The organism is Pandoraea pneumonica (assembly GCF_902459645.1).
Classification (GTDB): domain Bacteria; phylum Pseudomonadota; class Gammaproteobacteria; order Burkholderiales; family Burkholderiaceae; genus Pandoraea; species Pandoraea pneumonica.
Map to the genome: position 1 here is coordinate 1,802,494 of NZ_CABPSK010000001.1, position 22,767 is coordinate 1,825,260.

At 62.8% G+C, this 22,767-nt stretch carries 23 protein-coding genes; 7 read left to right on the forward strand and 16 right to left on the reverse strand.

Features of this window, described 5'->3' with window-relative positions; genetic code table 11:
• Nucleotides 1–76: 76 nt before the first annotated feature.
• Both PPN31114_RS07890 and PPN31114_RS07895 read right to left on the reverse strand, forming a co-directional pair.
• Nucleotides 77–997 (reverse strand): LysR family transcriptional regulator, encoded by a 921-nt coding sequence (locus PPN31114_RS07890; RefSeq protein ID WP_150678845.1) that lies wholly within the window; start codon nt 995–997, stop codon nt 77–79.
• 513 nt (nt 998–1,510) lie between these two features.
• Complete coding sequence (locus PPN31114_RS07895; RefSeq protein WP_150678846.1) at nt 1,511–3,223, reverse strand: ABC transporter permease; 1,713 nt, start codon at nt 3,221–3,223, stop codon at nt 1,511–1,513.
• Between the two features lie 245 nt (nt 3,224–3,468).
• On the opposite strand from PPN31114_RS07895, the gene PPN31114_RS07900 reads away from it, so the two are divergent.
• Genes PPN31114_RS07900 through PPN31114_RS07910 form a run of 3 tightly spaced genes read left to right on the forward strand, consistent with a single transcriptional unit; the run spans nt 3,469 to nt 5,980 of the window.
• Nucleotides 3,469–4,677: an ABC transporter ATP-binding protein gene (locus PPN31114_RS07900; RefSeq protein WP_150678847.1), complete on the forward strand. Its 1,209-nt coding sequence runs from the start codon at nt 3,469–3,471 to the stop codon at nt 4,675–4,677.
• A gap of 23 nt (nt 4,678–4,700) precedes the next feature.
• Nucleotides 4,701–5,495 (forward strand): thymidylate synthase, encoded by a 795-nt coding sequence (locus tag PPN31114_RS07905; RefSeq protein WP_150678848.1) that lies wholly within the window; start codon nt 4,701–4,703, stop codon nt 5,493–5,495.
• Nucleotides 5,492–5,980: a dihydrofolate reductase gene (locus tag PPN31114_RS07910; RefSeq protein WP_150678849.1), complete on the forward strand. Its 489-nt coding sequence runs from the start codon at nt 5,492–5,494 to the stop codon at nt 5,978–5,980. The genes PPN31114_RS07905 and PPN31114_RS07910 overlap by 4 nt, the downstream gene beginning before the upstream one ends.
• A gap of 27 nt (nt 5,981–6,007) precedes the next feature.
• On the opposite strand, the gene PPN31114_RS07915 is transcribed toward PPN31114_RS07910, so the two are convergent.
• From PPN31114_RS07915 to pmbA, 7 genes are all read right to left on the reverse strand, one after another.
• Nucleotides 6,008–7,453 carry a sensor domain-containing diguanylate cyclase gene (locus PPN31114_RS07915; RefSeq protein WP_150678850.1) on the reverse strand — a complete coding sequence of 482 codons (1,446 nt, stop codon included), beginning with the start codon at nt 7,451–7,453 and terminating at the stop codon, nt 6,008–6,010.
• A gap of 330 nt (nt 7,454–7,783) precedes the next feature.
• Nucleotides 7,784–8,497: an ABC transporter ATP-binding protein gene (locus PPN31114_RS07920; protein ID WP_150678851.1), complete on the reverse strand. Its 714-nt coding sequence runs from the start codon at nt 8,495–8,497 to the stop codon at nt 7,784–7,786.
• Entirely contained in the window at nt 8,494–9,294 is an 801-nt protein-coding gene (locus tag PPN31114_RS07925; RefSeq protein WP_150678852.1) for an ABC transporter ATP-binding protein, read from the reverse strand. Before PPN31114_RS07925 ends, PPN31114_RS07920 begins: the two co-directional genes overlap by 4 nt.
• A gap of 18 nt (nt 9,295–9,312) precedes the next feature.
• On the reverse strand, nt 9,313–10,188 hold the full coding sequence (locus PPN31114_RS07930; RefSeq protein WP_150678853.1) for a branched-chain amino acid ABC transporter permease: 876 nt from the start codon (nt 10,186–10,188) through the stop codon (nt 9,313–9,315).
• Nucleotides 10,189–10,201: 13 nt separating this feature from the next.
• Nucleotides 10,202–11,083: a branched-chain amino acid ABC transporter permease gene (locus PPN31114_RS07935; protein WP_150678854.1), complete on the reverse strand. Its 882-nt coding sequence runs from the start codon at nt 11,081–11,083 to the stop codon at nt 10,202–10,204.
• Between the two features lie 130 nt (nt 11,084–11,213).
• Entirely contained in the window at nt 11,214–12,365 is a 1,152-nt protein-coding gene (locus PPN31114_RS07940; protein ID WP_150678855.1) for an ABC transporter substrate-binding protein, read from the reverse strand.
• A gap of 218 nt (nt 12,366–12,583) precedes the next feature.
• Nucleotides 12,584–13,942 carry a metalloprotease PmbA gene (gene pmbA, locus PPN31114_RS07945; protein WP_150678856.1) on the reverse strand — a complete coding sequence of 453 codons (1,359 nt, stop codon included), beginning with the start codon at nt 13,940–13,942 and terminating at the stop codon, nt 12,584–12,586.
• Between the two features lie 115 nt (nt 13,943–14,057).
• Between pmbA and yjgA the strand changes: the two genes are divergently transcribed.
• Complete coding sequence (gene yjgA, locus PPN31114_RS07950) at nt 14,058–14,663, forward strand: ribosome biogenesis factor YjgA (protein WP_150678857.1); 606 nt, start codon at nt 14,058–14,060, stop codon at nt 14,661–14,663.
• A complete protein-coding gene (gene mog, locus PPN31114_RS07955) occupies nt 14,660–15,280 on the forward strand; it encodes a molybdopterin adenylyltransferase (RefSeq protein WP_150678858.1) in 621 nt (206 codons plus the stop codon). Before yjgA ends, mog begins: the two co-directional genes overlap by 4 nt.
• 132 nt (nt 15,281–15,412) lie before the next feature.
• Here the strand turns inward: mog and orn are convergent, their stop codons facing one another.
• Entirely contained in the window at nt 15,413–16,036 is a 624-nt protein-coding gene (gene orn, locus PPN31114_RS07960; protein WP_150678859.1) for an oligoribonuclease, read from the reverse strand.
• A 102-nt stretch (nt 16,037–16,138) separates the two neighbouring features.
• Between orn and PPN31114_RS07965 the strand changes: the two genes are divergently transcribed.
• Together PPN31114_RS07965 and rsgA are read left to right on the forward strand one after the other, a co-directional pair.
• Complete coding sequence (locus PPN31114_RS07965) at nt 16,139–17,386, forward strand: M48 family metallopeptidase (RefSeq protein WP_150678860.1); 1,248 nt, start codon at nt 16,139–16,141, stop codon at nt 17,384–17,386.
• Nucleotides 17,383–18,324: a ribosome small subunit-dependent GTPase A gene (gene rsgA / locus PPN31114_RS07970; RefSeq protein ID WP_150678861.1), complete on the forward strand. Its 942-nt coding sequence runs from the start codon at nt 17,383–17,385 to the stop codon at nt 18,322–18,324. Before PPN31114_RS07965 ends, rsgA begins: the two co-directional genes overlap by 4 nt.
• A gap of 76 nt (nt 18,325–18,400) precedes the next feature.
• On the opposite strand, the gene PPN31114_RS07975 is transcribed toward rsgA, so the two are convergent.
• The 6 genes from PPN31114_RS07975 to rpsP form a co-directional block, all read right to left on the reverse strand.
• Nucleotides 18,401–19,339 (reverse strand): CobD/CbiB family protein, encoded by a 939-nt coding sequence (locus PPN31114_RS07975; protein WP_150679213.1) that lies wholly within the window; start codon nt 19,337–19,339, stop codon nt 18,401–18,403.
• 134 nt (nt 19,340–19,473) lie between these two features.
• Nucleotides 19,474–20,091: a CoA pyrophosphatase gene (locus tag PPN31114_RS07980; protein ID WP_150679214.1), complete on the reverse strand. Its 618-nt coding sequence runs from the start codon at nt 20,089–20,091 to the stop codon at nt 19,474–19,476.
• A 281-nt stretch (nt 20,092–20,372) separates the two neighbouring features.
• Nucleotides 20,373–20,759 (reverse strand): 50S ribosomal protein L19, encoded by a 387-nt coding sequence (gene rplS / locus PPN31114_RS07985; RefSeq protein WP_150678862.1) that lies wholly within the window; start codon nt 20,757–20,759, stop codon nt 20,373–20,375.
• Nucleotides 20,760–20,860: 101 nt separating this feature from the next.
• Nucleotides 20,861–21,631: a tRNA (guanosine(37)-N1)-methyltransferase TrmD gene (gene trmD / locus PPN31114_RS07990; RefSeq protein WP_150678863.1), complete on the reverse strand. Its 771-nt coding sequence runs from the start codon at nt 21,629–21,631 to the stop codon at nt 20,861–20,863.
• 61 nt (nt 21,632–21,692) lie between these two features.
• A complete protein-coding gene (gene rimM / locus PPN31114_RS07995; RefSeq protein WP_150678864.1) occupies nt 21,693–22,343 on the reverse strand; it encodes a ribosome maturation factor RimM in 651 nt (216 codons plus the stop codon).
• A gap of 127 nt (nt 22,344–22,470) precedes the next feature.
• Nucleotides 22,471–22,722 (reverse strand): 30S ribosomal protein S16, encoded by a 252-nt coding sequence (gene rpsP, locus PPN31114_RS08000; RefSeq protein WP_058379480.1) that lies wholly within the window; start codon nt 22,720–22,722, stop codon nt 22,471–22,473.
• Nucleotides 22,723–22,767: the final 45 nt, after the last annotated feature.

Here is a 22,767-nt window from a genome sequence, read left to right on the forward strand (position 1 = left end):
TCGCTATCGGCTCCCAGAGCATCCGCCGCCGCAGGGACGGCGACAAGTTGTGTTTCGGCATGCCAGACATCGCGGTTCACGATGCTTCGTTGTTCCCGCGCGCGCACAAATGGTCCACCAGCATGCGCGACGCCACTGGTAGCGCGTCGTAACGCCGCACACAAACGATGAGCCGCCGCTGCGCCCAACTGTCGGTCAGCGGCACGACGCGCAGCGCCTCGCCGTCGGTCACCTGCGAGTAGATACCCACGGCTTCGCGCGGCGCCACGGCCAAACCGAGATTGGCGCGCACCATGCGGCACACGGCTTCGAAGGTTGAAACGTGAATGCGGAATTTGACCGTCTTGCCCTGCTCGGCGGCGAGGCGGCGCAACACGGTGTACATGGCGCTGTCGGGATGCACGCCGATATGGTCGAAATCGAGCGTGTCGGTGAAGGCCAATTCGGTGGCACCGGCGAGACAGTGTTCGCGGTGCAGCACCGCCACGATCTGATCGTGACGATAGGGGAAGACTTCGACGTCGCGGGTGTCCACCGCGTCCCAGCAGATGCCGATATCGGTCGCCCCTTCGGCCACCCCGCGCACCACTTGCGCACTGGTGTGTTCTTCGAGATCGACCTTCACGCCTTCGTGGCGGCGCAGGAACGCGCCAAGTTCGTCGGGCAGGGTTTCGACGATCGACGACACGTTGGCAAAAATGCGGATGTGGCCGCGCACACCACTCGTGTATTCCGAGAGGTCGCCCTGCATCTTCTCTAGACTGCGCAGGACGTTGCGGGCGTGATGGAGCAGCGCTTCACCGGCCGGGGTGGCGCGCACGCCCCACTTATGGCGTTGCAGCAGCGCGGAGCCCACCAGCGACTCGAGGTCGTTGATACGCTTGCTGACTGCCGACGGGGCAATGAATTCGCGCTCTGCGGCGCGCGCAATGCTGCTTTCCTCGCAAACGGCAACGAACAGACGCAGCGATACCAGATCGATCCGCCAAAGCGCCATGCCAGTCTCCCGAAGGCACTGCATTGACAGCGATTGTGCGACGCGAGGGGTAAAAATGCCACTTCGGCACCCGGTCCCCCGCTTCGACGGCACATGAAAACAACACTGTAACGAGACAACAGCGCCCGACGCCGCTCACACGTCGAAGGCGAACGGCGGGTCAGCCAGGGGGAAGGAAGGCGCACCGACATGGCGCGAAACTGACAACGGTTGCGATAGGTTGCGACAGTCCGCCGGACGTCTTGCGTCCGTCTCGACAAGCCGGTGTCGGTCCCTCCCAGGTGCCGCTACCGCATCGCCCCCGCCACCAGTACGGCACTCCAGCCGCCGTCTGCGCTATTGAACGATGCCTCAGGCGGCGGTGCCGACGCCATGGCCATGAACAGCCAACATTTGCAAATGACGATCGCAATCATTTTGTTGACGCTCAATATCCCCGGTAACGTTGCCGGGTCTGATTCGACTATAGTGCGGCGCTATCGCAGGGGCAACCGATAAACGTTTCAGAATTTTTCAAGTGCGTCGGGCGATCGCACGCGCCAGCACCAGCACTGGCAGCAAACCGACGGCGACGAGGGTGAGTGCGGGCACGGCCGCCTCGGCTAGACGCTCATCGGCCGCCAGGTGGCTGGTGACCACGGCGAGCGTGTCCATATTGAAGGGGCGCAGCGCGAGGGTCGCTGGTAGCTCTTTCATCACGTCGACGAAGACGAGCAGTGCCGCCGTCATCACGCTGCCGCGCAACAGCGGCAGATGCACCCGCCGCAGCATCGCCCAGCCCCCCACCCCGAGACTGCGCGAACTGGCATCGAGGTTGGGCGAGATTCTGGCGAACCCCGCCTCGACGCTTTGCAGCGCCGCTGGCAGGAATCGCACGAGGTAGGCATAGATCAGCACGCCCGCCGTTCCCGCCAGCACGAGGCCATCGGCACCGAAGAGGCCGCCGAGCCAGGTATCGAGCCGCAGCACGGGGGTCAGAATGCCCAGCGCGATCACAGCGCCCGGAATCGCGTAGCCCACGCCGACGAGGCGTACGGCGGCGCGCGTGGCGCGCCCCGGTGCCTGCCGCTGCGCGTAGCCCAGCACGACCGCGAACACGCTAGCCACGAGCGCCGCCGCCCCGGCGAGCCGCACCGTGTTGTAGACCCATTCGCCGTAGCGCGACCACGGCACTTGATCGAGTTCGGCAACGGCCAGCCGCAGCATGATGAGCGCAGGCAACACAAAGCCGATGACGAGCGGCACCGCGCAGACGAGCGTCGCCAGCCATGCTCGGCTGCCTTTGAGCGCCGTGCGGCGCGTGGTGGCAGGTGCGCGGCCCGGTGCACCGTAGTAGCGCAGGCGAGCGCGCCCGCGCGCTTCGAGCGTCAGCAGCACCAGCACGGCGGCCAGCAGACAGACCGAAAGCTGCGCGGCGGCGACACGATCACCCATCGACAGCCACGCGCGGTAGATCCCCGTCGTGAACGTCGGCACGCCGAAGTAGGCGACGGCACCGTAATCGGCGAGCGTCTCCATCAACACGAGGGCGACGGCTGCCACCAGTGCCGGACGTGCCAACGGCAGCGCCACGCGCCAGAACGCCTGCCACGGCGAGCAGCCCAGCGTGCGCGCCGCCTCGAAGAACCGTTGGCTGTGTTCGAGGAAAGCGGTGCGGGCGAGCAAATAGACATACGGATAGAACGCCCCGGCGAAAACCCATGCCGCGCCATACCACGAGCGAATTTCCGGGAACGCGGTCAGGCGGTCGACACCCAGCAGCCGTCGCAACGCGCTTTGCACGGGGCCGGAGAACTGAAGGAAGTCGGTATAGGCGTAAGCGGTCACGTAGGCGGGCATGGCGAGCGGCAAAATCAGCGCCCATGCCAGTACGCGACGCCCCGGGAAGGCGTAATTCACGACGAGCCAGGCGCTTGCCACGCCCATGACCAGCACGCCGACGGCCACCGCGAGCGAGATACGTAGCGAATTCAACGCGTACTCAGGCAAGACCGTGTCGAGCATGTGCACGAGAATGGCGCGCGTGTCGGCATCCCCGGCCCCCAGCGCGGCCACGATGCCGAACATCGGCACCAGCACGATCAGCGCCGGTAACCAGGCGGCCAGCCGCCACAGCCATGCCCGATGGCGATGGCGGAAGCGGGCGGTGGGGGCGGCGATAGGTGCCCGCCCTTTGTCCGTCGGAACAAGATCGGTAGCGGCGCTCGGCGGGGGCGTCGAAGGCATCGAGGGAATCGGAATCGGTGGTCGGCAGACGGGTCAATCGGCAGGCGGCGCGTCTCGGAAACACCCGGCAGACACCCCGCGAGGGAACCGGAAGACGTTCTCCGGTCTAAACGTGTTGTAAATTATACGCATTCGCAATCGCGTCTCTGACGCGCGGTGGTTCGGAAAGTGCCCGGCGCGCCTATTTTCCTGCCGACTTTTCCATCAACGCCTGCACCGACCGCAAGTAACCTTCCTGCCCCCTCATGTCCCTGCCCTACCTTCTGCTCGACCACATCACCGTCACGTACGACACCGCCGGACACGCTCACACAGCGGTGCGCGATCTGTCGCTGTCGCTCGCGCGCGGCGAAATCGGTTGTCTGCTCGGGCCGTCGGGTTGCGGCAAGACGACGGTACTGCGAGCGGTTTGCGGCTTCGAGCCCCTGGGCGGCGGGCGCATCGTGCTCGACGGCCATGAAGTCGCCAACGCCCAAAGCAGCGAACCGCCTGAGCGGCGTCATGTCGGCGTGGTGTTTCAGGATTACGCGTTGTTCCCGCATCTGAATGTGGCGCAGAACATCGGCTTCGGCATCTCGCGCATGCCGCGCGGCGAACGGGAGGCTCGTGTGGAAGACCTCGCCGAGCGTGTCGGCTTAGCGGGGGCGCTGCGCAAGTATCCGCATGAACTCTCGGGCGGACAGCAGCAACGCGTGGCACTGGCGCGGGCGCTGGCACCGTCGCCCGCACTGTTGCTGCTCGACGAACCGTTCTCAAATCTGGATCTCGACCTGCGCGAGCGACTCGCCGTGGAAGTGCGCGAGATCATCCGTGCGAGCGGCGCTACCGCCATCCTCGTTACGCACGATCAACACGAAGCCTTCGCCATGGCCGACAGGATCGGCGTGATGCATGCGGGTGCCATCGCCCAATGGTCGCCCGCCCGCGACTTGTGGCAGGCACCGGCCAACCGCGTCGTCGCCGACTTCATCGGACGTGGCGCGCTGGTGCCGGGCACCTTTCGTTCGCATGGCCCGAAAGCGGATAAGAACAGCGACGTTGGGGGGGATGGCGTGCGTGATGGTGCGCATGACGGTGCACGTGACGGGGCAGACAGCCACGGCGGCAGTATCGCCCTCGAGCTAGGAGAAATCGCGGCGTCGCCAGCGCTGGCCACCCAATTGCTGCGCGCGGCGTCCGGCGAGACACCCACCAGTGTCGACGTACTGCTGCGGGCCGACGACATCACGCACGATCCGGCGAGTCCGTTCGAGGCCACGCTCGTGCGGCGCGCGTTTCGAGGCAGCGATCAGCTCTACACGCTGCGCCTCGCCTCGGGCCACGAAGTCATCGCCCGTGTCGACGGCGAATTGACCCATGAAGCGGGTGAGCGGGTCGGCCTGCGGCTGACGGTTCGGCACCCTGTCGCCTTCGCGGCGGCCACTTCTCGGACGCCGTCACCCGGAGGCTGGTAAAATCCGCCAAAACGGATGGACTTATGAAACAGTACCTCGACTTCATGCGCCATGTGCTCGACCATGGCACCGAAAAGACTGACCGCACCGGTACGGGCACGCGCTCGGTCTTCGGCTATCAGATGCGCTTCGACCTGCAAGCCGGTTTCCCGCTCGTCACGACTAAAAAGGTGCACACCAAGTCCATCGTGCACGAACTGCTGTGGTTCCTTCAGGGCAGCACGAACGTGCGCTACCTTCAGGAAAACGGCGTGTCGATCTGGAATGAATGGGCCGACGCGGACGGCGAACTCGGCCCGGTCTACGGCGCGCAATGGCGCTCGTGGCCCACGCCGGACGGTAGCCATATCGACCAGATTTCGCAGCTCGTCGACCAAATTCGCAAGAACCCGGACTCGCGCCGCCTGATCGTCTCGGCGTGGAACGTGAGCGAGATTCCGCGCATGGCCCTGCCGCCCTGCCACGCGTTCTTCCAGTTCTATGTGGCCGATGGCAAGCTCTCGTGCCAGTTGTATCAGCGCAGCGCCGATATCTTCCTCGGCGTGCCGTTCAACATTGCGAGCTACGCGTTGCTCACGCACATGATGGCGCAGCAAACCGGGCTGGAAGTAGGCGACTTCATCTGGACCGGCGGCGACTGCCATCTGTACAACAACCACCTCGAACAGGTGCAAACGCAACTCGCCCGCGAGCCGTTCCCGCTGCCGAAGCTCGAAATCTCGCGCAAGCCGGACTCCATCTTCGATTACCGCTACGAAGATTTCCACATCGTCGGGTACGAAGCGCATCCGCATATCAAGGCCCCCGTCGCCGTATGACCCTGTTGACTCTCGTGGTTGCCCTCGCCGAAAACGGCGTGATCGGGCGTGACAATCAATTGCCGTGGCGTCTGCCGGAAGACCTGGCGCACTTCAAACGCACCACGCTCGGCAAGCCGGTCGTGATGGGCCGTAAGACGTACGATTCCATCGGCCGTCCGCTGCCGGGACGCCGCAACATCGTTGTCTCGCGCAATGCCGATTTGAAGATCGAGGGATGTGAAGTCGCAGGTTCGCTGATCGACGCAATGCGGTTGTGTGTCGGCGTCGACGAGATTTGCCTGATTGGCGGTGCGCAGTTGTATGCCGAAGCGTTGCCGAGCGCAGACAAGGTCATCGTCACGGAAATCGCGAAGGCGTTCGAAGGCGATGCGCATTTCCCGGCATTGCCCGCCGGACAGTGGCGCGAGACCGCACGCGAAACGCACCACTCGCCCGCACCGAACGACTTCAATTACGCGTTCGTGACTTACGAGCGGGTCTGAATCCGCTTATTTCCTCTAAGCAAGCCATCACGCGCTAAGGTTGCTACGCGGCGTGTCGATGGCTTCGCTCTGTCTCCCATCACTCCCAGCGCCACTAACCTCGGTCGCCGCCACATGAATGCGGTCGCGCCCCAGACGCTTGGCCGCGTAGAGCGCTTCATCGGCTAAGGCAATCAGCCGCTCCGCCGTGTCGCTGGCGTCTCCCGCTGTCGGCACGTGCGTCGCGCACCCGACACTCACCGTCACGTAGCCCATCGGCCCCGGTCCCGGCCGTGCCAGCGCCCGCACGCTTTCCGTCACGCGTGTCGCGACGAACTGGGCGCCGTTCACATTGGTGTCCGGCAGCACAATCACGAACTCCTCGCCGCCATAGCGCGCCACCAGATCGGTCGGACGATGCGTCGCCCGCATCAGCGCTACGGCCACACTCTCCAAACACTCGTCACCCACCGGGTGACCGTAGAGATCGTTGTATTTCTTGAAGTGATCGACGTCGATCATCAGCAGCGACAACGGCCGTGCCGTGCGGCGAGCCAGTTCGAAATCGTGGGGAAAGCGCTCGTTGAAATAACGCCGGTTGAAGATGCCGGTCAGCGCATCGCGATTGCTGTATTCGATCAGGCGCAAGTGGGCGCGCGTGAGCTCGCGATACAGCCGTGTCACCTCCCACACCAGCACGCACACCAGCAGCCCCGGTGCCGACATGCTGAACAGGCGCGCCAGATACCAGCCGAGCGAGAACCGCACCGTGCTCATCAGGCTGAGCAGCGTATCGGTGACGCACGCCAGCACCGCCAACGCGACCCAGACGTCGAGCGCGGTGCGCAGGCGGCCCAGCGACAACACGCCCCCGAGCGCCACGAGATTGAGCAATAGCAAGACGAGCGCGGCACCGCTGTCGGAGAAGTCGCCGGGGGCTGTAGCCGGGGCCAGCGCGGGCGGCAGCGGCACGGCCAGCGCCGTCAGACACAGCAGTGCCGCGACGATGAGCGGCAGGCCGACGAACATCCACGTCGCCCGCCCTGGCGACGGCAATTGCGTAATCGACTGCGGCGTGAACAGACGCCGCGCGATCATGGCGACGAGTACCAAAATCGGGAACCCGGCATGCCAGAACACCCAAATCCAGCCAGCCGTACTCGGTCGCGCCCCGAACAAGCCCTCTGGCGAAAACAGCCCCGGATAGGTGAGCAGTTGCATGGCCACCGTCAGCGCGGCAAATGCATAGGCACCGGCGAGCAGTCCGTAGACCGGCAATCGGCTGACTTGAAATTGGCCCGCGAGAAGAAACGCGACGATGGTCGCGGTGGTGAATACGGTCAGGCCGCACATCGGCAGGAACGGGGCGACCGGCGGCAAGGGCGAAGTCGCCTGCGGGGCCGCCAGCACAAGTGCACAGAGTATGAGGAGCGCCAGGCAGCCAGCGAACGCTAGTTGCGTACGCGACGCGCGCTCCATAAGGAAGCCGTCCATGAGTTTCCCTTCCGCCCTTGCATGCGTCGTTTGCGAATCGCGTGGGAACGACCGCTGCGACGCCGTGTTCGAGAGATCCCGTCTCGCCGGGCAAGACCGAATCTACGCAGCATGCACCAATTCCCGCTGGCTGCCAATTGGTCAAGCTTACGGGCGGTTAGGCGGTGTGGCGCGAGTCGGCGCGCAGGGGCGAAGCGCGACCACGCGCGCTGGCAACCGTCCGCGCAAAAAAACGGCACTGCCCGGTGATCGGGTCAGTGCCGCTTGTTGGCTGCCTAATGAATGCTTGATGGCTGCTTGAGGCCGCCGGGCAATCGCTAGGCGCTGGCATCAACCGCCCAGATACGCCTCCAACACACGCGGGTTGTTGAGCAGATTGCGGCCGGTATCGTCGAGCACGACCTTGCCGGTCTCGAGCACGTAGCCGTGCTGCGCAATCTTCAGTGCCTGACGCACGTTCTGCTCCACGAGGAAGATCGTCAGCCCATCGGCATTGATTTCCTTGAGCGTGTTGAAAATGCCCTGCACGATGATCGGTGCCAAGCCCATCGACGGCTCGTCGAGCAACAGCAAACGCGGACGCGCCATCAACGCACGGCCAATCGCCAGCATCTGCTGCTCGCCGCCCGACAAGTTACCGGCCATCTGATCGAGACGCTCGGACAGTCGCGGGAATCGCTCCAGTACCTTGTCGAGGTCCGCCTTGATGTTCTGCCGGTCGCGGCGTGTGTAGGCCCCGAGTTCGAGGTTCTCGCGCACCGACATCGTCGTGAGCGTGGCGCGCCCTTCGGCCACCTGCACCAGCCCGCGCTGCACGATCTTGTTCGGGGCGAGACCGCCAATGTCCTCGCCTTCGAACAGAATCGTGCCCGACTGCTTCTTGATGAGGCCGGACAACGCCAGCAGCGTGGTCGATTTACCGGCACCGTTAGCACCCACGAGCGACGTAATCTCGTGCTCGCGCAACGCAAAATCGACGCCCTTAACAGCTTCGATATGCCCATAGGCCACTTTCAGGCCCTTCACTTCGAGCAATGCGCTCATACCTTGTCCTCCCCGCTGGCCGCCAGCGCGGCGATGTCCTCATCGTCATCGCGGCCCAGATAGGCCTCGATCACCTGCGGGTTGTTTTTAATCTCGTCCGGGTTCCCTTCGGCGATGATGCGGCCGAAGTTCAGCACGGCGATGCGCTCGCACAGGCCCATCACGAAGCGCATGTCGTGCTCGATCATGAAGATCGTGTAACCGCGCGCCTTGATGTTCTCGATCTCGCTCATGAGATCGACCTTCTCGCCCGTGTTCATACCAGCCACCGGCTCGTCGAGCAGCAACAGCTTCGGCTCGGTCGCCAGCGCGCGCGCCAGTTCGAGCTTGCGCTGATCGCCGTACGAGAGGTTGTCGGCAATGTCGTACGCCTTGTGATCGAGCTTCACCCACGAGAGCAACTCGTGCGCACGTTCACGCGAGCGCTTCTCCATGTCGCGAAAGCCCGGCAGAGAGAGCAGCAAACCGGCCGGCCCATACGTGAGATGGCGATGCATCCCCACCACCACGTTCTCGATCAGCGTCATCTCCTTGAAGATGCGGATGTTCTGGAACGTGCGGGCAATGCCGCGTTGCGTAATCTTGTGCGGCTTCTCGCCCACCAGACTCACGCCATCGAACGTGATGCTGCCGCCCGTGGGGGCCAGCAGACCGGTGATCAGGTTGAACACCGTCGTCTTGCCGGCGCCGTTCGGGCCGATCAGCCCGAAGATGGTGCCCTGCGGCACCTCGATATTGACGTCCTGCAACACGTGCAGACCGCCGAATCGCTTGGAAATATTAGTCAGCTTGAGCATGTCGTGTCCCCTGTCCGGTTACGTGGAAGAGGCCGAACGCGTCTTGCCGGAACGGAACCACCGGCGAAAACGTGCGGGGTCCCAAATGCCCTTGGGCAGGAACAACACGATCAGCACCAGAATCAGGCCGTTGACCACCAGACGGAAATCGTTGAACGCGCGCAGCATCTCCGGCAACAGCGTCAGAATCGTGCTGCCGAGCACCGGGCCCACCAGACCGTTGATACCGCCGAGAATGGCCATCGTCAAAATCTCGACGCCACGGTCGAAGCCGTACTCGTTCGGGCCGATGAAGAACGTCAGATGGGCATTGAGCGCCCCGGCCAGACCGGCCAGCACCGCGCCCAGCACGAACGCCAGCATCTTGTAGCCAGTGACGTTGATGCCCATGAGGCCCGCTGCCGTCTCATCTTCCTTGATGGCTTCGAACGCACGGCCGATCTTCGAGCGGCGCAGGCGCCACAGCACGACCAGCGTGATCACCACGGCCGCGGCCACGTGCCACCACTGCGTGAGTTGCGGAATGCCGTTCAGGCCCAGCGCACCACCGGTGAGGTCTTCGGTATTGAGGATCAGCACGCGCACCACTTCGCCGAAGCCAAGCGTGGCCATCGCCAGATACACGCCCGACAGACGCAGCGTCGGCTTGCCGATGATGAACGCGATCAACGCCGGTGCCGCCATGCCGCCAGCGAGCGACACCGCGAACGGCATCTCGTAGTTCATCGTCAGCAGTGCCGCCGTGTAAGCGCCAATGCCCATGAATGCGGCGTTGGCCATCGCGAGCATGCCGCACGAGAGCGTGAGGTAAATCGACAGCGCCAGCAGCGCATTGGTGCCCAACGTCAGCACCAAATTGCTGTACACCGCCCAGAAATTATTGAACCAGTCCATTGCGCCCCCGTAATTACGCTTTGCGTTCGAGCACTTTGCCGAACAACCCCTGCGGACGCACCAGCAGGATCAGGAACAACAAGCCGAACGCCACGGCGTCGCGCATGTTCGAGCCGATGTATGCCACCGACATCACTTCGGCGAAGCCGAGGAACAGGCCGCCGATCATGGCACCGCGAATGTCGCCCATGCCGCCCAGAATGATCACCGCGATGCCCTTATGCAGCATCGGCTGGCCCATCAACGGGAACACGGCGTTCGAGTACAAACCGATCAGCACGCCCGCCATCCCGCCCAACCCGGCAGCGGCAAACGACGTGGCCAGAAACAAGCCCTCGACGTTGATACCCAGCAGGTAAGCGGCCTTCGGCGACTCGGCGATCGCGCGCAATGCGCGGCCCAGTTGCGTCTTCTTGATGGTGGCGATGAGCAGCGCCATCAGGGCGAACGAGACGAAGATGATCACCAGTTCCAGCACGGTCATGTGCACGCCAGCCACTGTGAGGGTGTCTTGCGGGACCAATTCGTACGGGAAGCGCAGGTTCTCTGCACCGAAAATGCCCTGAATACCGTTGTTGAGCAGAATGCCCACGCCGATGGTGGCGATCATCGGAATCAGGTGAGGCGCGCCGCGTTTGCGCAACGGTTTGAGCACGAGCACGTCGATGAGCAGCCCGAGCAAACCGCTGACGATCACCGCCGTGATGATGGCCGCCCACAGCGGCAAATGCAGACGTGCGACAGCCTGAAGGGCGGCGTACGCGCCGACCATGAAGACCGCGCCGTGCGAGAGATTGATGACGCCGAGAATGCCGAACACGAGTGTGAACCCGAGCGCGAACAAGGCGTACACGCACCCGAGGGAGAGCGCGTTGACGAGTTGCTGTTCCAGCATGGTGTGTATTCCAGCCTGAGGGACGAAGACGCGTGCCGTGAGGGGGCGCGGCATGCGCCAGAAACGCCGATGGGCGTAGCGCCTTTCGGCCCTACGCCCATGCGGACTTCTTCAAGTACTGCCGGGCTGCTTACTTCTCGATGACGTACTTGCCGCCCTTCGTCACGCTGACGATCGGCGCTTGCTTGGCGTCATAGCCGGCCGGCTTGCCGTTCTTGCCCATGGCCTGACGGAACGCGAAAGCGCCGGTCGCGCCGTCGTGCGTCACGCTCGGCAGCGCATCGCGCAGTGCCTTACGATCCGCTTCCAGATTGCCCGAAATCTTCACGTTCTTGAGCGCGCCAGCGGCGATGTACATCGCGTCGTACGCTTGTGCCGCGAACTGGTCCGGCGACACCGAGTACTTCGCCTTGTAAGCGGCGATGAACTTGGTATTGGCCGACGTGTTGTTCTCGATCGACCACGGGCTACCCACCCACAGGCCGTCCGAGCTGCCCTTGGCCAGATCGAACACCTTGACCGAGTTCATACCGTTGCCGCCGATAAACGGCACGTTGATACCCAGTTGACGGGCTTGCACCATGATCGGTGCGCCTTCGGCGATCAACGCCGACAGCACAATGGCGTCCGGGTTGCTGGCCTTGATCTTCGTGAGCTGGGCCTTGAAGTCCACGTCGCCCTTGGCGAACGTCTCGGTCGTCGTGACCGGAATCTTCAGGTCTTCCAGCGCCTTCTTGAAGTTGTCGTAGCCGCTCTTGGTGAACACGTCGTCATTGCCGTAAAGCACTGCGACCTTCTTGATGCCCGCGTGCTTGGCCGCGACCTTGATGGTCTCCGGCAGCACGTCGGCTTCGGTCACCGAGTTACGGAAGACGTAGTCGCCGATCGACGTAATGCCGTCAGCCGTATTCGACGTGCCGAAGGCCACCGTCTTGCCCTGCTGCGCGATCGGGTCGGCAGCCTGTGCCGAATTCGACAGCGTGGGGCCGAACACCATCAGCACCTTGTCCTGGAAGATCAACTTCTTGAAAACGTTGATCGCTTCTTCCTTCTTGCCCTGCTCGTCTTCGACTTGCAGCACAAGCTTGTTGCCGTTCACGCCGCCAGCGGCATTGATCTCGTCAGCCGCGAGCTGGAAACCGTTCTTGATGGCTGCGCCATACTGCGCAGCGCCGCCCGACAGCGCCTCGGCCACGCCGATTTTCAGATCGGCTGCGTGGGCCGCAGCCACCATCCCCGTGGCGACGAGTGCGGCCAGCAACTTGGTCATGGTGCTTTTCATGAGTGCTCTTCCTCCAATACCTAGTCTCTAGTTATGAGAAGGCGCGCCTTGTGAGCGCGCCCATTACCCTAACTACCGTATCCGTTCTTAAACCGTGGTTTAAGAAAACCCCTAAGGATAACGCAAACTATCGCGAACGGGCATGGCAATTGGGCTTTTGCCCCGCTCTGGCGCATAAATGCAACGCGTTTGTGGCGCCAGATTGAGATTTCGCAGCATCAATGACCAGCAATGGTCATTTGTTCAATCAGGATTGACCCGACCTCTTTCGTGCCGCGCACGAGCGTGTCGGCGCCGATGGCGACAATCTGACGGAACATGTCGTTCAGGTTGCCCGCCAGCGTGATTTCCTCGACCGGATACTGAATTTCGCCATTTTCGACCCAGAAACCCGACGCACCGCGCGAGTAATCGCCGGTCACGTAGTTCACGCCCTGCCCCATCAGTTCCGTGACGAGGAGGCCCGTGCCGAGCTTGCGCAGCATGGCGCGGAAATCGTCGGTCGGCGCGGTGAGCTTGCTGTACATGCGCAGGTTGTGCGAGCCACCGGCGTTACCGGTCGTCTGCATGCCGAGCTTGCGGGCCGAGTACGTCGAGAGGAAGTAGCCCTGCACCACGCCGTCGGTCACCACATCGCGGGCGCGGGTCTTCACGCCTTCCTCGTCGTACGGGGCGCTGCCCATGGCACGCGGCACGTGTGGGTCTTCATGAATACCCACGTGATCGGCAAATACCGGCTTGCCGAGCGTATCCACAAGGAACGTGGCTTTGCGATACAGCGCACCGCCGCTCACGCCTTGTACGAAAGCGCCCAGCAGACCGGCGGCGAGCGGTGCCTCGAACAGCACCGCGCACTTGCGCGTCGAGAGCTTGCGGGCGTGCAGGCGCGCCAAAGCGCGTTCGGCGGCATAGCGACCCACGGCTTCCGGCGAGGCCAGATCTTCGGCGGCACGCTTGGAGGTGTACCAATCGTCGCGTTGCATATGGCTGCCCGAGCCCGCGATGGGCGAGACCGACAGGTAATGGCGCGAATACGGGTAACCGGACAGGAAGCCGCGCGTCGTGCCGAGCATGAATTGCGAATGCTGGGCGGAGACGCTCGCGCCTTCGGAGTTCTTGATGAGCGGGCTGACGTCCAGCGCGCTCTTCTCCGCGCGGCGGGCCAGTTCGACCGCGTCGTCGGCGGTGATACGCCACGGGTGGAACAGCGACAGATCCTGCGGGTTCGTCTCGAGCAGTTCCGTTTCGGCGAGACCGGCGCAGTCGTCCTCGGCGGTGAAGCGGGCAATGTTGAAAGCGGCGTCGACCGTGTCGTGCAGCGCCTTGCGGGAGAAATCCGACGTGCTGGCGTTGCCACGGCGCTGGCCGATGAACACCGAGACGCCGACGAGCTTGTCGCGGTTGCGCTCGATGGTCTCGACCTTGCCGCGCCGCACCGAGACCGACAGGCCGTCGCCCTCGGAAATTTCGGCAGCCGCGTCGGTAGCGCCGAGCGAACGGGCGTATTGCAGTACGTCGCTGACGATTTCCTTGAGTTGGTCCTGGGTATGCGTGAAGTGCTGGGTCGCTTGGGACATCGGCGCGATTGGGTCAGTGGCTAAATAGGAACCGCCATCTTAGCGCGACTTGCGCGCCGTCGTATGCGGTGGCTGCAACTATTTGGACGGCGTTCGCCGCGTTACAATAGCGCCCATGACGCAAAATCCCCGCAACAACCACACCGCCGAACCCGAGTCTCTCTACGATGGCCCGAGCAAATCCCAGCGCAAGCGCGAATCGCATGCGTTGCAGGATCTAGGCGCTGAACTGGTCAACCTGTCCAAGGACGCGCTGGCGCGCGTGCCGATGTCCGAAAAACTCGATCAAGCCGTGCGTGACTGCCGCAAGATCACCGCCCACGAGGGCCGCCGCCGCCAGATGCAGTACGTCGGGAAGGTCATGCGCTCGCTCGATGAGTCGGAAGTCGAGGCGATTCAACGCGCGCTCGACGTGATCAAGGGGGTCTCGAAGGCCGAAACCGCCAAGCTCCACGCCCTGGAGCGCTGGCGCGACCGCCTGATCGCCAAGGACGAGGCCCTGACGGAACTGCTCGCGCAGCACCCGGACGTCGACGGCCAGCACCTTCGCACCCTCATTCGTAACGCGCGCCGCGAGCAAGCCGCTCAGAAGCCGCCAAAGGCATTCCGCGAGCTGTTTCAGGCGCTCAAGGATCTGCTGGGCACCGGCGCTAGCAACGAAAACTCGGACGACGCCGAAGACGACCTGCCGGAATTCCCAGTGCGTGAGGACGATCGATGATCGCGCGCGCGCATCCGGACGAATTGCGCGTCGGGTTGGTCTCGATCAGCGACCGTGCCAGCCAAGGGACCTATGAGGATCAGGGCATCCCGGCATTGCAGGCCTGGCTCGGCAGCGCCCTGACGTCCCCGTGGGTGGCCGAAACCCGCTTGATTCCCGACGATGCGCAGGGCATCACGGCCACGCTGATCGAACTCGTCGACACGATGCAGTGCGATCTGGTGCTCACCACTGGGGGCACCGGCCCGTCGCGGCGCGACGTGACCCCCGAAGCCACGTTGCAGGCCGGCACGAAGGAAATGCCGGGGTTCGGCGAGCAAATGCGCCAGATCAGCCTGCGCTTCGTGCCCACGGCGATTCTGTCGCGTCAGGTGGCCGTCATCCGCGAAACGCCGGCCCACGCTGCGTTGATCATCAATCTGCCGGGGCAGCCCAAGTCGATCAAGGAAACGCTGGAAGGACTGCGCGACGCCGACGGCAAATCTGTTGTGCCTGGCATTTTCGCCGCTGTGCCCTACTGCATCGATCTGATCGGTGGACCGTATATCGAAACCGACGACACCGTGTGCAAGGCATTCCGTCCGAAATCGGCGATTCGTGCGCCGAAGCCTGCGTGAGATGAGACACACGGACAACGCAGGCGATGGGCTTGCGTCCTTCGCCTTTGCCGCTTCGTCGTAACCTTCAATGAAAAACGCCAGCATCTTGCTGGCGTTTTCGTTTGGCTCACGGGGCTTGATCGACCGAACTTAGGCGGCGGCGTCGCTACCCGGCACCGTCGTCTTCAGGAAGTGCTCGCGGTAATACACGAGCTCGTCGATCGATTCGTGAATGTCGGCCAGCGCCGTATGCGCGGCGCGCTTGCTGAAACCCTTGTAGACCGTGGGCTCCCAGCGGCGGCACAACTCTTTGAGCGTGCTGACGTCGAGATTGCGGTAGTGGAAAAACGCTTCGAGCTTCGGCATGTAACGCGCCATGAAGCGGCGGTCCTGACAAATCGAATTGCCGCACATCGGCGACTTGTTGGGCGGGACGTACTGCGACAGAAACTCGATCAGTTGCGCCTCGGCCGAGGCTTCGTCGACCGTCGACGCCTTCACGCGGTCGATCAGCCCCGAACGGCCGTGGGTGCCCTTGTTCCAGTCGTCCATGCCGTCGAGCACGGCGTCGGACTGGTGAATCGCGAAAACCGGGCCTTCGATGCGACGCGTCAAGGCCGAATCGGTGACCACGACGGCAACTTCGATGATTCGGTCGCTATCGGGCTGCAAACCGGTCATTTCCATATCGAGCCAGACCAGATTGAACTCGGCACGCGCGAGCGTCGTTTCGCCTTCGGCAGATGCGGAATTTTGGGATGGAATGGCAGACATGATCGGAAGACTCTGTAAAACGCGTCGGTAGGCGACCGGTAAGGCGCCTGGCCGGTCGAAAGAACTTATAATTCTCGCATACTTCAGATTCCTCTTAGGCGCATGTTCACTTATCTCTTCGTGATCTTCCTGCTGGCCATGGTCATGACCAAGCTGTGGCTGGCGGCCCGCCAGATCCGCCATGTGGTTGCCCATCGTGCCGCTGTCCCCGAGCGTTTCGCCGGCACGATCACACTGACCGATCACCAGCGCGCGGCCGACTACACGGTGGCGCGCACGCGGCTCGGCATGGCCGAAATCTTTGCGCAGGCGGTGCTGCTCGTCGCCCTCACCCTGCTCGGCGGCCTGAACCTGCTACATATCGGCATCACCGAATGGCTGGGCGAAGGCTACGTCGCGCAGATCGCGCTGATCGGCGCAGTGCTGCTCATCTCCGGCCTCGTGGATCTGCCGTTCACGTACGTGCGCCAGTTTGTGATCGAACAACGGTTCGGGTTCAATCGCATGTCGATTGGCCTGTTTATCGTCGATCTGATCAAAGGCACCGCCATCGGCGTCGTGCTGGGCCTGCCGCTGCTGTTCGTGGTTTTGTGGCTGATGGAGCGCGCCGGGCCGATGTGGTGGCTGTACACGTGGGTGGTGTGGGTGGCGTTCAATCTATTCGTCCAATTCATCTTCCCGCACGTTATCGCGCCAATGTTCAACAAGTTCGAACCGCTTACGGATGTTTCGCTGGCCCAGCGCATCGAAGGACTGATGCAGCGCTGCGGCTTCGCAGCACGCGGGCTGTTTGTCATGGACGGCTCGAAGCGCTCCGCGCACGGTAACGCCTACTTCAGCGGGTTTGGGCGTGCAAAGCGCATCGTATTCTTCGACACGCTGATCGAGCGCCTGTCGCCGGAAGAAATCGAGGCGGTACTCGCGCACGAGTTGGGTCACTTCAAACGCCGTCATATCACCAAGCGTCTCGCGGTCGCGTTCGCACTCTCGCTCGCCTTCCTCGCCCTGCTCGGCTGGCTTGCCGGGCGCACTTGGTTCTATACAGAGCTTGGCGTCCTCCCGTCGATGACGGGCAGCAACAATGCGTTAGCGCTGGTGCTCTTCTTCTTGGTACTGCCGGTCTTTGGTTTCTTCGCCAGCCCACTAAGCAGCCTGACGTCGCGCAAGCACGAGTTCGAAGCCGACGCCTTCGCCGCCAGCCAAACGCAGGCGAGCGACCTCGTCAACGCGCTGGTTAAGCTTTATCAGGACAACGCCTCGACGCTCACACCCGACCCTGTCTACACCGCGTTCTACTACTCGCACCCGCCCGCCTCGCAGCGCATCGACCGACTGCTGGGGCACGCATGAAGCGCAGTTCGAAAGTGAAAGCGGCACCGGCCGCCACGCCCGCAGAAGCCCGTCGCCTCGGCCGAGTCGCCGCCGCGCATGGACGTCACTACGTGGTGGAAGCCGATGACGGGGAAACCGTCCTGTGTTTCCCCCGCGGCAAGAAAAGCGAAATTGCCGTGGGCGACGAAGTGGCTTGGGCGCGTACCGGCGATCAGGGCGTGATCGAGGAGATTCTGCCGCGACGTAATCTGCTGTATCGCTCGGACCAGTTCAAAAGCAAACTGTTTGCGTCGAACATCGATCAGTTGGTGATCATGCTCGGGACCGAACCGTACTTCAGCGAAGATTTGCTCGGCCGAGCGCTCGTCGCTGCCGAGGCGAATGAACTGCACCCGCTCGTCGTGCTCAACAAGACGGACGTTGTCGCGGCTTTGCCAGCCGCACGCGAACGCTTGGCGCCCTATCGGGCGTTGGGCTACGAAGTGCTGGAACTGTCGGTGCGCGCCGATCCTGAGGCGGCCAAGGCAATGCTCTTGCCGCGCCTGGCACATAAGGCGTCGCTGCTGTTGGGACAGTCTGGCATGGGGAAATCGAGCCTTGTGAACCTGCTCGTACCCAATGCAGATGCCGCTACGCGCGAGATCTCCACCGTGCTGAATTCCGGCAAGCACACGACGACGTTTACTCGTATCTTCCATCTGCCAGAAGGCGGGCTGCTGATCGACTCACCGGGGTTTCAGGAATTCGGTCTTCACCACCTCAAGGAAGGCGTGTTGGAGCGTGCCTTCCCGGAGTTTCGCCCGCTGCTCACCGGCTGCCGGTTCTACAACTGCCACCACCTGAAAGAGCCGGGCTGCGCCATTCTCGAAGCCGTGGCCGATGGGCGAATCTCCGAACAGCGTCACGCGCTCTATGCGCAACTGGTGCACGAGTCGGAGCAGGAAATCCCGTACTGATTCGGGTGGCCTGTTAGCTCGTGAGAAACAAAAAACCCCGCTTTTGCGGGGTTTTTTTGTTTCGTTCTGCCGGGAATCAACCGAGCCAGACAGCCAGCGTCAGCAGCAAGAGCAGCAGCATCCACAGCAAGACGGCACGCCATACCAGCCCGACTGCCGCCTGAAGCGTACGCGGCGTGCATTCGCCACCGACCGGCAGCACCGCATCGTCACCTTGATTCAAGGCATCGACACTCGAAACCTCAGCCAACGGCCCAGTCAGCCGCGCGCCCAACGCGCCACTACCGGCGGCGAGCAAAATGCCTTCGTTCTCGTTCGGCCACTGCTTGGCGTAGTGCCGCCAAGCGTAAATGGCGTCTTCGAAATTGCCCACGATGGCGAAGCCCACGGCCGTCATGCGTGCGGGCACCCAGTCGATCACGTAGAACGCCTTACGCGCAAACGAACCAAATGCCGGACTGCGGTCAGGTGCGGGCTCGGTCCAGCGACGCGACAGATATTCTGCGAGACGGTACAGCACAGCGCCCGCCGGGCCAATCGGAATCAGGAACCAGAAGAACACGCCGAAAACGTGGCGGTGCGACGCGATGACCGCTTGCAGCAGCGTGTGCCGCACGATCTCGTCCACTGGCATGTCGACCGTATCGATACCGATCCACTGGCGGAGAATTTCGCGCGCTTCGTTGACGTTGTCGTTGTTGAGCGCGACGTGAATGTCAGTGAAATAGTGGCTGAACTGCCGAAAACCCATCGTCAGATAGACGATCAACACGTTCCACGCAAAGCCCAACAGGATATTCACCCGCATGAGCAGGTAATAGATCACCCCGACCACCAACACGAACGGCACCACAACGACCAGCCATGCCAGCACGCCGTGCCGAGGTTGCCCGGCATCGAACGATTGCGAAGTGTGTGTCGCGTGGGAGCGGATCAGGTTGTAGATCGGGTTTTGCGTGGAGAGCGCACGCACCTGCTCGAGGATCAGCGCGAGGAGTACCGAAAAGAATGTCATGCGTGCGATCGGGTCACCGGACGGAATGACGTAACGATAGCACAGCTTCTCGCGAATGCCCGTGCCACGCGCCTTCGCGACGCGTGCAATGCCAATTTCGCGCACACAAATTGCGCGACCTTGTGGCTGACGCGTCAGGCTCGCAGCAGTTGATAGAAGTTGCGCAGCATACCGGCCGTCGCCCCCCAGATGAAATACTCGCCGCCGGCCGGTCGCGGATACGGCATGGCATAGAAGCGCCGTTCCCCAACTTGATAGTTGAAGACACGAATCTGGTGGTGCGCCGGGTTCATCAGGAAGTCGAGTGGGACTTCAAAGATCTCGTCGACTTCGCCCGCATCGGCGACGAGCTCGACAGGTGGCCTGACCAAGCCCACCACCGGCGCGACTCGGAAACCGGTGCCGGTGACATAGTCGGGTAGCCGCCCGATCACTTCGACCGCGCCGGAGTCGAGCCCAATCTCCTCACGCGATTCGCGCAACGCCGTCGCGATGGGTGTCGGATCGTCGGGCTCACGACTGCCGCCCGGGAAACTCACTTGTCCGGCGTGCGTGCTCAGATGCTGGGTGCGTTGCGTCAGCAGCACCGTCGTGCCGTGCGGCCGCATGACCAAGGGAACCAGCACAGCAGCAGCACGTGGGGTGAAAAGCGGCGGTGAGACAACTTCGATGGCACCCGCATCGGGGGTCCAGATAGGTGGACGGGCGAGGCGATCGCGCAGCGCCATCGGGGTCAGCCGATCTGCCGGCACCGCGGGCTCACCCTCGCCCGTCGAGACGATGGGTAACGCTTCGGGATGCAGGATCAGAGGTGGCGCCACGTAGGCCTTTGCACGATGAATAACTTCGCTATTTTACCGGGGAAGCGTCGACTTCGTATCCGGGAAGAAAAAGCTGCTTCAGGGGGTAATTCACGCGATGCGACGTTGGTGCGGCACCGCCACATACGAAAAAAGCACCCCGAAGGGGTGCTTTTTCCATGCGGCTTTTGCTATGCCCGGCCACGAGGTCGCCGGGTATGGCAGCGTCCGACTTACTCGGCAGCGACGGTCTTGCTCTTGTACGTGAGCTTTTCCTTGATACGTGCCGACTTGCCCGAACGCTCACGCAGGTAGTACAGCTTGGCGCGACGAACGTCACCACGACGCTTGACTTCGATGCTGGCGATCAGCGGCGAGTACGTCTGGAACGTACGCTCAACGCCTTCACCCGACGAAATCTTGCGCACGATGAACGCCGAGTTCAGGCCACGGTTACGCTTGGCGATCACGACGCCTTCGTAAGCCTGCACACGCTTGCGGGTACCTTCAACCACGTTCACGTTAACGATCACGGTATCGCCCGGGGCGAATTCGGGGATCGTCTTGCTCGTGGTCAAACGCGCGATTTCTTCTTGCTCGATCTGTGCGATCAGATTCATTTACAACTCCTTGTGCCATCGTATCGGCGTTCTACCGGCATGCCGGCCCCGACAGAGGATGGGTTCAAACCGAATGCCGCCCCCATGGCGACACCCTTTGCCTACTTCGCCGACGAATCGGCGGCGAGGCTTGCCAGCCATGCCTCATCGGCACGACTGAGCAATCCGTTGGCACGCGCGCTCTCGATCATATCGGGACGCTTGCGCCAGGTATTGGTCAACGCCTCGCGGCGCCGCCACTTTTCAATCTCGGCGTGGTGCCCACCCAGCAGTACGTCGGGCACGCGCACACCTTCGTATTCTTCAGGCCGCGTGTAGTGCGGGCAGTCGAGCAAGCCATTCACGAAGCTGTCTTGCTCGGCCGACTGCGAGTCATTCAACACGCCAGGCAGCAGTCGAATCAGCGAGTCCATCAGCGCCATCGCGGGCAATTCGCCCCCCGACAACACAAAATCGCCGACGCTGACTTCCTCGTCCACGACACGATCAACCAGACGCTGGTCGATGGCCTCGTAACGTCCGCACAGCAGAATCAGACCCTGCTCCTGCTCACGCAATTCCGTCACCCGGCGATGGGTCAGCGGCTTGCCTTGCGGAGACATCAACAGCACACGCCCACGTGCAACACCGGCTTGCGCCTGTGCGGCTTTCGCGGCAGCGATCGCGTCTTCTAGCGGCTTGGCGAGCATGACCATGCCCGGCCCACCGCCATACGGACGATCGTCGACCGTACGGTAGTTGTTGTGCGTGAAATCACGCGGATTCCAAAACCGCAGGTCGTAACGCGACTGCTTGAGTGCCCGGCTGGTAACGCCCCAGTCGGTCAGTGCCCGAAACATCTCGGGAAATAGCGTGACGACGTCAAACTGCATCAGGCCGGTTCCGTCCAGAGGTGCCCAGGCCAAATTTGTCCGGGGCGGTCATTCGGTCATCTCAGTAATCGAGACCCCAATCAGCCACAATGCGCCCCGCCTCGGTATCGACGGTCTGCACATACTGGCCAACGAAGGGAATCAGGCGCTCGGCGGTCTTCGCCGGTTTGCCATCAGCCGCCGGTACCTCATAGGCCACTCGCAACACGGTATGCACCCCGTTGTCGAGCAAACCGACGACCGTACCGAGCGATTCGTCCTGGAGATTCGTTACCTGAGCGCCGATGAGGTCGACCCAGTAAAACTCGTCTTCGTCAGCCGTTGGAAACGCACTGCGCGGCACCCAAACTTGCAACCCTTTGAGCGCTTCGGCGGCCGTGCGGCTGTCGCTGCCGCGCAATTGCGCGACGACGGTGCCGGAGTGTCCCCGGCTTTGCAGCACTTTCGCCTTGGTATAAGTCGAGTCGCCGGGACGCTGGAGATACCAGCTATCGGCAGACAGCAAACCTCCGCCGTCGCCCCCGTGCGGCTGCACCTTGATCCAGCCGCGAATGCCGTACGCGTCACCGATATAGCCAAGTTCGACGAGATCGTCGGGCACTTCGGTGACAGGTGCGAGCACCTGCGCCGCGCTCGTGCCAGCGGCACCTCGCGCGTCAGCACCGATTTTCAGCGGTACCCGCGCACGTGCGGGTCGAGCGTTACGAACCATGCCAATCCAACGTTGAGACGAACACACGGCGCTGCCTGCTCCAGATCACTCCGGAACAGGCAGCGCCGTTCAATTCTTATGCCATCGGAAACCCGACAGCAATGCGTACTGCTTGATCAGCAAAAGCTTAGGCAGCAGCCTTCGGAGCTTGCTTGATCAGGCGAGCCACGGTCGGCGACAGTTGTGCGCCAACGCCTTGCCAGTAGGTCAGACGGTCTTGAGCGATGCGCAGACCTTCCGTGCCTTCAGCGGCGACCGGGTTGTAGAAGCCAATACGCTCGATAAAGCGGCCATCGCGGCGATTACGCGAATCGGTAGCAACGATGTTGTAGAACGGGCGCTTCTTCGCGCCGCCGCGAGCCAGGCGGATAACGACCATAATAAATCCTTGAATCCAGAAGTGTTCGGACAGAAAACGCGTGAT

Coding starts and splice junctions, on each gene's coding strand:
- PPN31114_RS07890 (WP_150678845.1), bottom strand. CDS start 997: ATGGCGCTTTGGCGGATCGATCTGGTATCGCTGCGTCTGTTCGTTGCC.
- PPN31114_RS07930 (WP_150678853.1), bottom strand. CDS start 10,188: ATGGACTGGTTCAATAATTTCTGGGCGGTGTACAGCAATTTGGTGCTG.
- yjgA (WP_150678857.1), top strand. CDS start 14,058: ATGACGCAAAATCCCCGCAACAACCACACCGCCGAACCCGAGTCTCTC.
- PPN31114_RS07940 (WP_150678855.1), bottom strand. CDS start 12,365: ATGAAAAGCACCATGACCAAGTTGCTGGCCGCACTCGTCGCCACGGGG.
- pmbA (WP_150678856.1), bottom strand. CDS start 13,942: ATGTCCCAAGCGACCCAGCACTTCACGCATACCCAGGACCAACTCAAG.
- PPN31114_RS07915 (WP_150678850.1), bottom strand. CDS start 7,453: ATGGACGGCTTCCTTATGGAGCGCGCGTCGCGTACGCAACTAGCGTTC.
- rsgA (WP_150678861.1), top strand. CDS start 17,383: ATGAAGCGCAGTTCGAAAGTGAAAGCGGCACCGGCCGCCACGCCCGCA.
- PPN31114_RS07910 (WP_150678849.1), top strand. CDS start 5,492: ATGACCCTGTTGACTCTCGTGGTTGCCCTCGCCGAAAACGGCGTGATC.
- PPN31114_RS07905 (WP_150678848.1), top strand. CDS start 4,701: ATGAAACAGTACCTCGACTTCATGCGCCATGTGCTCGACCATGGCACC.
- rplS (WP_150678862.1), bottom strand. CDS start 20,759: ATGAATCTGATCGCACAGATCGAGCAAGAAGAAATCGCGCGTTTGACC.
- PPN31114_RS07975 (WP_150679213.1), bottom strand. CDS start 19,339: ATGACATTCTTTTCGGTACTCCTCGCGCTGATCCTCGAGCAGGTGCGT.
- trmD (WP_150678863.1), bottom strand. CDS start 21,631: ATGCAGTTTGACGTCGTCACGCTATTTCCCGAGATGTTTCGGGCACTG.
- orn (WP_150678859.1), bottom strand. CDS start 16,036: ATGTCTGCCATTCCATCCCAAAATTCCGCATCTGCCGAAGGCGAAACG.
- PPN31114_RS07925 (WP_150678852.1), bottom strand. CDS start 9,294: ATGCTCAAGCTGACTAATATTTCCAAGCGATTCGGCGGTCTGCACGTG.
- rimM (WP_150678864.1), bottom strand. CDS start 22,343: ATGGTTCGTAACGCTCGACCCGCACGTGCGCGGGTACCGCTGAAAATC.
- PPN31114_RS07935 (WP_150678854.1), bottom strand. CDS start 11,083: ATGCTGGAACAGCAACTCGTCAACGCGCTCTCCCTCGGGTGCGTGTAC.
- mog (WP_150678858.1), top strand. CDS start 14,660: ATGATCGCGCGCGCGCATCCGGACGAATTGCGCGTCGGGTTGGTCTCG.
- PPN31114_RS07895 (WP_150678846.1), bottom strand. CDS start 3,223: ATGCCTTCGACGCCCCCGCCGAGCGCCGCTACCGATCTTGTTCCGACG.
- PPN31114_RS07920 (WP_150678851.1), bottom strand. CDS start 8,497: ATGAGCGCATTGCTCGAAGTGAAGGGCCTGAAAGTGGCCTATGGGCAT.
- PPN31114_RS07965 (WP_150678860.1), top strand. CDS start 16,139: ATGTTCACTTATCTCTTCGTGATCTTCCTGCTGGCCATGGTCATGACC.
- rpsP (WP_058379480.1), bottom strand. CDS start 22,722: ATGGTCGTTATCCGCCTGGCTCGCGGCGGCGCGAAGAAGCGCCCGTTC.
- PPN31114_RS07900 (WP_150678847.1), top strand. CDS start 3,469: ATGTCCCTGCCCTACCTTCTGCTCGACCACATCACCGTCACGTACGAC.